This is a genomic window from Draconibacterium sp., assembly GCF_041583095.1.
Lineage (GTDB): Bacteria > Bacteroidota > Bacteroidia > Bacteroidales > Prolixibacteraceae > Draconibacterium.
On record NZ_JBFHGM010000245.1, the window covers coordinates 1 to 7,624 of the forward strand.

The 7,624-nt window shown below is 40.4% G+C and carries 5 protein-coding genes and 1 pseudogene; 4 read left to right on the top strand and 2 right to left on the bottom strand.

What is annotated here, in order from left to right; translation table 11 throughout:
• On the top strand, nt 1–1,095 hold a 1,095-nt coding region (locus ABZB17_RS17870), incomplete at its 5' end, for a tetratricopeptide repeat protein (protein ID WP_372652153.1).
• Between the two features lie 321 nt (nt 1,096–1,416).
• Here ABZB17_RS17870 and ABZB17_RS17875 read toward each other — a convergent pair.
• Both ABZB17_RS17875 and ABZB17_RS17880 read right to left on the bottom strand, forming a co-directional pair.
• On the bottom strand, nt 1,417–3,321 hold the full coding sequence (locus tag ABZB17_RS17875) for a long-chain fatty acid--CoA ligase (RefSeq protein ID WP_372652155.1): 1,905 nt from the start codon (nt 3,319–3,321) through the stop codon (nt 1,417–1,419).
• 143 nt (nt 3,322–3,464) lie between these two features.
• Nucleotides 3,465–4,502 carry an aldose epimerase family protein gene (locus ABZB17_RS17880; protein WP_045033248.1) on the bottom strand — a complete coding sequence of 346 codons (1,038 nt, stop codon included), beginning with the start codon at nt 4,500–4,502 and terminating at the stop codon, nt 3,465–3,467.
• Between the two features lie 351 nt (nt 4,503–4,853).
• Between ABZB17_RS17880 and ABZB17_RS17885 the strand changes: the two genes are divergently transcribed.
• The 3 genes and pseudogenes from ABZB17_RS17885 to ABZB17_RS17895 all read left to right on the top strand — a co-directional run.
• The gene (locus ABZB17_RS17885; protein WP_372652157.1) at nt 4,854–5,861 is read left to right on the top strand and encodes a GntR family transcriptional regulator; all 1,008 of its coding nucleotides are present in this window, start codon (nt 4,854–4,856) and stop codon (nt 5,859–5,861) included.
• A gap of 125 nt (nt 5,862–5,986) precedes the next feature.
• A complete protein-coding gene (locus ABZB17_RS17890) occupies nt 5,987–7,276 on the top strand; it encodes a galactokinase (RefSeq protein WP_372652159.1) in 1,290 nt (429 codons plus the stop codon).
• Nucleotides 7,277–7,448: 172 nt separating this feature from the next.
• Nucleotides 7,449–7,624: pseudogene (locus ABZB17_RS17895) on the top strand (galactose-1-phosphate uridylyltransferase); the annotation flags it as partial.

Consider the following 7,624-nt stretch of genomic DNA (forward strand, 5'->3'; position numbering starts at 1 on the left):
CCGGAGATTGGTTTTGTTGTCAATCGCGCCGATTCGTCTACCGATCAGTTTCTAAAAGCCATTGCAGCTGCTCCGGTTTTGTGCAATTCCGATAAATATTCGTTCTGTTTTAGCTTGCAAAATATTCCGGCTGAAAACCGCGAGTTTATGGCTGAAGGACTAAAAGCTGAAATGCAGCAGTTTGATGAACTGCAAAACGATGAGGTGTTAACTGCTCCGGGTAAAAAGGCGGCTTATATTTCAAATCTGTACATTCAGGATTTGTATCGCTTTTTTAAATTACATCCGCGCAAAACCGATTTTGAAGATATTTTCAACTGGCGTTTCGATTTTCATAACAAACAAGTGCTTGGCGAAACGCTGAAAGAAGATGCAAACATTGTTCGGAATATTGCTGAATACTATTTCTTGAAAAACTATTATAACGAGGCCGCCGAAGTTTTTAATTACCTGCTTAGCGAGGAGAAAAGCGGGGAGTTGTACCAAAAGCTGGGTTACTGTTACCAAAAGCTTGGCGATTTTGAATTGGCGCTGAAAGCCTATAAAAGTGCGGAGTTGTTTGAGCTAAACAAAAAATGGAACCTGAATAAAATAGCGTTGTGTTACCGCAATTTAAAACAGCCTAAAAAAGCGCTGGAATACTACCGCGAGGTGGAAACGCTGGATGAAGATAATTTAAATGTTCAGCTGAATATTGGCCATTGTTTGCTGGAGTTGGATCGATTTGAAGAGGCGTTAAAAACCTATTTTAAAGTGGAATACCTGATGCCCGACAATAAAAAGGTATGGAAACCCATTGGCTGGTGTTCGTTGGTGTCAGGTAAATTTGAGCAGGCAGAGAAATACTTCAAAAAATTGCTGGACGATAGTCCTAACAAGCACGACCTGATGAATATGGGGCACGTGCAGTGGTGTTTGGGCAAACGCAAGGAGGCGCTTGAATATTACAAGCAGTCGATTGTAAAAACTGAATTTACCGAGCGTGAGTTCTTCGAGGTTTTTCACGAAGACCTGCATTATTTAACCGGGCTGGGAATTGATAAGGATGATGTGCCAATCATGCTCGATCAGCTGCGGTATTTTGTGGAAGAATAGCAGGACAAATTAAGCACTGAGACGCTGAGACTGTGAGATTGCAAACTGCGAATCAGACTCTTTTTCTTTGTAACAAATAGAACTGTTAAATTGAAAAACTGCCAAATTGTAAAATTTTCAACTGAGAACCGCAACTGCGATTGTTTTTCTCGGGGATACTATGCAACTTTTCGGAAAAACGTTGTTTAAAACGTAATTGCTAAACTGCTAAATTGTAAATCGTGGTTGTGTTCACTGAAAACTGCGACTGATTACTGAATGCAGTTTTCAATGAACTCAGGTTAATAAGCCTTTGTGGCTTTGCGTCTTTGTGTTGTCGATCTATTTCATCCAGTTTTTTACAGCTTCAATATTCATTTCGTTAACAATATTTTTTGCCCCGGATGTGTACAGAAATTCCAACTCTTTGGTGAAGTGTGCAGTTACTTTATCGCGAACCATTTTCATGGTGGCGTTCAGCATTTTGTTTTCGGTAGTAAATGCTTCGGGTAAAATGGCAACCGTTGCCGGTAGCCAGCGTTCAGGGAACTCGCCCTGGTACTTGCCGCCTTTTTTGTATTCGTTAATTTCTTTCTGAATAATTTCTATAGCTGCAGTTGCTGCTTCATCGCTGCCTTTTTCAATGCCACGGCGTTTAAGTTCGCGGTTTATGGCTTCCATTTCGGGCACAATCATTCCAACCGTGTAGGCATTTTGGTTGTTGTAAAGCATTACCTGTTGAATGTATGGCGACTGATCAACCAGTGCTTCTTCAATGCCTTCGGGGCTGTATTTTTCACCATCGTTACCAATCAGTAAACTTTTAAACCGGCCCAGAACATAAAGGAAATCATCTTTTCCGATGTAGCCCATATCGCCGGTGTGCAGCCAGCCGTTTTTCAGGCTCTCGGCAGTTGCGGTAGGGTTATTCCAGTAGCCTTTCATAACGTTGTCGCCTTTTACCACAATTTCACCTTTTTCTCCCGTTGGAACTTCGTTGCCTTTATCGTCAAGAATTTTTACTTCGAGATTTTTCACCAGTTTACCCGATGAACCAAAAACTACGTCGTGCGGAACGTTCGAGGAAATTACCGGAGCTGCTTCTGTAAGGCCATAACCCTGACAAATGGGAAGCCCCACAGCGTAAAAGAAACGTTGCAGTTCAACATCAAGTAAAGCACCACCGCCGATAAAGAATTTCAGGTTTCCGCCAAAACCTTCACGAACTTTGGCAAACAGAATCTCGTCGAATAACCAATACAGTGGTTTCAGGAAAAATCGCCAGCCTTTGCCACGGTTGTTACCATAACCGTTGTGTGCATAAGCAACTTTTAAGGCAAACTGAAAAACTTTATACAGGAATTCTCCTTTTTTGCGAATACCCGCTTCAATGTTTTTCCGGAACGTTTTTGAATAAGCCGGTACACTCATCATAAGTGTAGGCTTAATTTCCTGAATGTTTTTCGGAATATTTCGGAGGGTTTCCATTGGCGAGTTGCCAATTTCAACCGATGCAATACTTGCACCTTTGTACATAAACACATACAAGCAGGTGGTATGCGCAAATGCATGATCCCATGGCAAAATAGCCAGTGTTATCCATTCTGATTGTAAATCGAGAAGTGAATTCGACTGTACCACATTGGCCGCGTAATTCAGGTGGGTAAGCATAATCCCTTTCGGATCGGCAGTAGTTCCTGATGTGTACGAGATATTTGCCACATCATCCGGTTCAATGCCTTTCCAAACCTGTTCGGTAAGTTCGGTATTTTCTTTCCTGAATTTGGCTCCGGCAGCCAATAATTCTTTATAATCAATATCATTTTCACCCGGATTGTCTTTGCCATCAATGTAAACCACTTTCTCCAGTTCCGGCAATTCATCGCGAATCTCCTCAACCTTTGCAGCATGTAGTTTTGATACAAATATGTACTTACTTCCGCTGTGTTTAATTCGGAAAGCCAGCTCGTTGTTTTGCAAACGAATTGATAGCGGCACGTTAATACCACCGGCGTAAAGCATACCCAGTTCGCTGATGATCCAGTCGTTGCGACCATCGGCAATTAGTGCGGCCCGGTCGCCTTTTTTGAATCCCAGTTGAATTAGTCCTGCTGCCAGGTCAAGCACCTTTTCGCGGGTTTCTTTGTAGGTGGTGGGACTGTATTCTCCTTTTGATTTTTCCCAGAGATAGGGATTGTCAGGGTAGTTAGCAACGGCGGTTTCAAATAGCGCAACAATGGTTTTCATAAGTTGATAAATGTTTAAAAAGATCCCGGTAAGATCTTCTATTCATATTCACACAAAATGTTCTTATTCAAAAATAGAAAAAATACCGTTAGTTGGTTTTATTGGGTACATATCAAAAAAAAATGCCCTTCCGGGCATTTCCTTTATTCGGTTATAAATTTGTAAATCGTTTTCTGATCGTAAAGCTCTCCGGGCTTTAAAATTGTTGTTGGAAATTTCGGATGATGCACCGAGTCGGGGTAGTGTTGCGTTTCCAGTGCAATACCCGAAAAACTTCCGAATTTCTTTTTACCATCGATGGTAAGCTCCGGAATCCAATAGCCGGTATAAACCTGCATTCCAGGCTGGGTGGTGTAAACTTCCACTTTACGGCCACTTTTTGCTTCGCTAAGCGTTCCGGCCATAATCAGGTCGCCATCTTCGTTGTCAAAAACAAAGTTATCGTCGTAACCCATTTCCAATCCGTCGGTGTTAATCTTTTTCGGCGAGGTAAAATCAAAAGCAGTTCCAACCACCGGAAGAATTTTTCCGTTTGGAATTTGATCCACCATGTCAGTTATTTTTGTTGCATTTAATTCCAACTCGTGGTTTAAAATGTTCTCTTTTCCACCGGTTAAGTTGAAATAAGTATGGTTAGTCAGGTTAACCACGGTTGTTTTATCTGTTTCGGCGTAATACTGAATGGCCAGGTCGTTTTCTTCGTTCAGTGTATAAATGCAGGTAACTTTTAAATTGCCCGGGTAGTTTTCTTCACCATCAGGGCTTAAGTAGCTTAATTTTACACCAACTTCGTTTTCTGATTCGATAAGTTCGGCATCAAACAATTTTTTGTCGAATCCTTCCAATCCTCCATGCAAATGGTTGGGGCCATTGTTAATCGCCATTTCGTAGGTTTTGCCTTCAATTTCAAGATGGCCTTTGGCAATGCGGTTTCCAAACCGGCCAATAATGGCTCCGAAATACGGATAACCAGCCAGGTACTCGTCGCTTTGGTAGGTTTCCAGTTTGTCGAAACCACACACAACATTATCTATCGAGCCATTTTTGTTTGGCATATCAATGGCAGTAATAATAGCTCCGTAGTTGGTTATTTTAATTTTAATTGAATCGTTACTAAGCGTAAAAAGCTGGGCTTCGCGTCCGTCTTTTAACGTTCCGAATGGTATTGCAGTTATTTTCATTTTAATGTGATATTATTTCTTTTTATTTGAGCGCCGGTTATTCTCCGGTCATCAATTTTTGATTTAATCTTATTCTATTAACAAGTGCTATTTTACTCTTTTTTCCTGAATTTTCAACCAAAGTTAGTAAAGCAAAGTATTATATTTTAGTTTTGGTTAAAATAGCTGTTTTAAAGTCTTTCATCAATTGCAGCGTGTTTTATGCGTGTTCAGTATTCATTACAACTGTTAACTGAAATTTTTGAAAAAACAAAAATGCAAAAATCAATAATCTAACTGGTAGGTACTGGTGGTGTTTTAAAACATCATTTTGTAATAAAAAACTACTATTTTTGTGTAAAGCTTAACTAAATGCCAAGAAGAAGACTAATTTCAATCAACTCCAAATCAGCGGTGCCGAAGTATCGTCAGATAATCGATTCGGTGCTAAATTCAATTGAGAAACGCCATTTGAAAAAGGGAGATAAAGTCCCGTCGATAAATCAGATATGTTCCGAATTTAATCTTAGCCGCGATACGGTAATGTTTGCCTTTAACGAACTTAAGTCGAAAGGCATTTTAAAAAGTCAGCCCGGAAAAGGCTATTACATTGCCAGCACCGAAATAAAGGTTGAAGAGCGTGTTTTTGTATTGTTCGACGAGATGAATGCTTTTAAAGAAGACCTCTATAATTCGCTTATAAACTCATTAAAAGGCAAGGCTATCGTTGAGGTATATTTTCATCATTTTAATTACAAGGTATTTAAAAATCTGATCACGGAAAGTATCGGAAATTATACATCGTATTTAATTATGCCGGCCACTTTTGATAATACCGGGCATTTACTGTCAAAATTGCCACAAGACCGCGTGTATATTATTGATAGGCTGAAGCCTGATTTATCAAAGTACCCCGTGGTTTACCAGGATTTTGAGCAAGATTTTTATGATGCTTTGGTAGAAGGGAAGGAGATGATTGCGAAATACCGGAAATTGGTGTTTGTAAACCCGGGGGGGAAAGAACCTGCAGAACGTTCGGAAGGATTTAGGCGTTTTTGTGAGGAAAATAGTTTTAGGTACGAAATTGTAAAAACACTTACCGGCGTAAAACCTTCGCTCTGGGAAGCCTACTTCCTGATATCAGACCGCGACCTGGTGGAAATGGTGAAAATTGCCAAATACTGTAAGTTTAAACTGGGAAAAAAATTCGGTATAGTTTCCTTTAACGATACCATGTTGAAAGAAGTGGTTTCGGGAGGGATTACAACCATCTCTACCGATTTTACTGAAATGGGAAAAATGCTCGCCAATATGGTTGTAACGCGTGATAAGTCGCAGATTCGAAACAAAGCGCGAATGATTGTCAGAAATAGTTTATAAATGTTAAACCTGTTGTGCAACATCTTTTCGGGGTGTTTGCAGGTAGCTTTAAAAACTATATTTGTACCCACCAGTACCTACCAGTTGGAAAATAGAAATTAAAGTATATAAATCAATAACAGATTATGACTAAGATTAGCACATTAAATGAGAAAATTAACGGAGGAGATAATCCGTTATTCAAGGAGTTGTACGGCAGCGATGTTGCCGAATTAAAAGTTCAGGCAGATCGTTATGCCGAGCTGATGGGCGAGTTTGAAAAAACTTTTGGAACTGATGATGTTTCATTATATAGTTCTCCGGGGCGTACAGAAATTGGCGGAAACCACACCGACCATAACTACGGACGTGTTTTGGCAGGTGCCGTAAACCTCGACAATATTGCAGTAGCAGCTAAAAACGGAACCAATACTGTGCGAATTAAATCGGCCGGTTATCCTCAGTTCGAAGTGGAGCTGAGCGATTTTCAACCCAACGAAGATGAATTCTATACATCAACTTCGCTCGTGAAAGGTATTGCTGCCAAAATGAAAGATAACGGTTACGAGATTGGTGGTTTCGATGCCTGTATCGAAGGTCGTGTTCCAAAAGGATCGGGTTTGAGTTCATCTGCATCATTCGAAGTGTTGATCGGTGCTATTTTTAACGAACTTTTCAACGACGGGAAAATGGATGCTGTTGAAAATGCAATCATCGGTCAATGGAGCGAAAACAACTATTTCGGAAAACCATGTGGTTTAATGGATCAAACAGCATGTTCTGTTGGAGGATTGATTACTATTGATTTTAAAGATCCTGCCAATCCAATTGTTAAAGAAGTTGATTTTGATTTTGTATCAACCGGCTTTTCACTGGTAATTACCGATGTTGGTGGTGGCCACGACGATCCTGCTTCACAAGCTGAGTATGCATCGCTTCCTACCGAAATGAAATCGGTTGCTGCCGAACTGGGTGCCAACGTTCTTCGTGAAGTTACTTTGGAGCAAATTGTAGAAAAAATTCCTGAAATCAGGGAAAAAACAGGTGATCGTGCCATTCTTCGTGCTTACCACTTCCAGGGCGACAATGCCCGTGTTGTTAAACAGGTTGAGGCACTGGAAAACAATGATTTTGAAGCTTTCCTTCAAATGGTAGTTGAGTCGGGTTACAGCTCGTACATGTACAACCAGAATATTTTTGATGTAGTTCATAAAGACGAACAGGTGGTTTCGCTTGGTTTGGCATTAAGCGAAATGGTGCTGAAAGGCAGCGGAGCATGGCGTGTTCACGGTGGTGGATTTGGTGGAACTATCCAGGCATTTGTACCACAGGAAAAACTGGATGAATACGTAGGAGTTTTAGAACATGTTTACGGAAAAGGTTCTTGTCATAAATTGTTTATCCGCTCTAAAGGTTCGATTAAGCTTGACTTGTAGACCAACCTGCCATATTGATAAAGACAAAAAGGTAGTGCGAAAAAAAACAGCTTAATTGTGCACTATTTCAATTGATATTTTAACTTTGAGGCCGAATATTTGACTTATCCCGATTTTTTAGTCGGGATAAGTTAGTTTTTCGACCTAAATTATAACTGACATAATAAATCAGATGAGTTTTAACATAGAAGACCATCCGCATAAAAGATATAATCCATTAAATGGCGACTGGATTCTTGTGTCGCCACACAGGGCAAAACGCCCCTGGCAGGGACAGGTTGAAAAACCGGTTGTAGAAGAACGACCAAAATATGATCCAAGTTGTTACCTCTGCGCAGGTAACGAAAG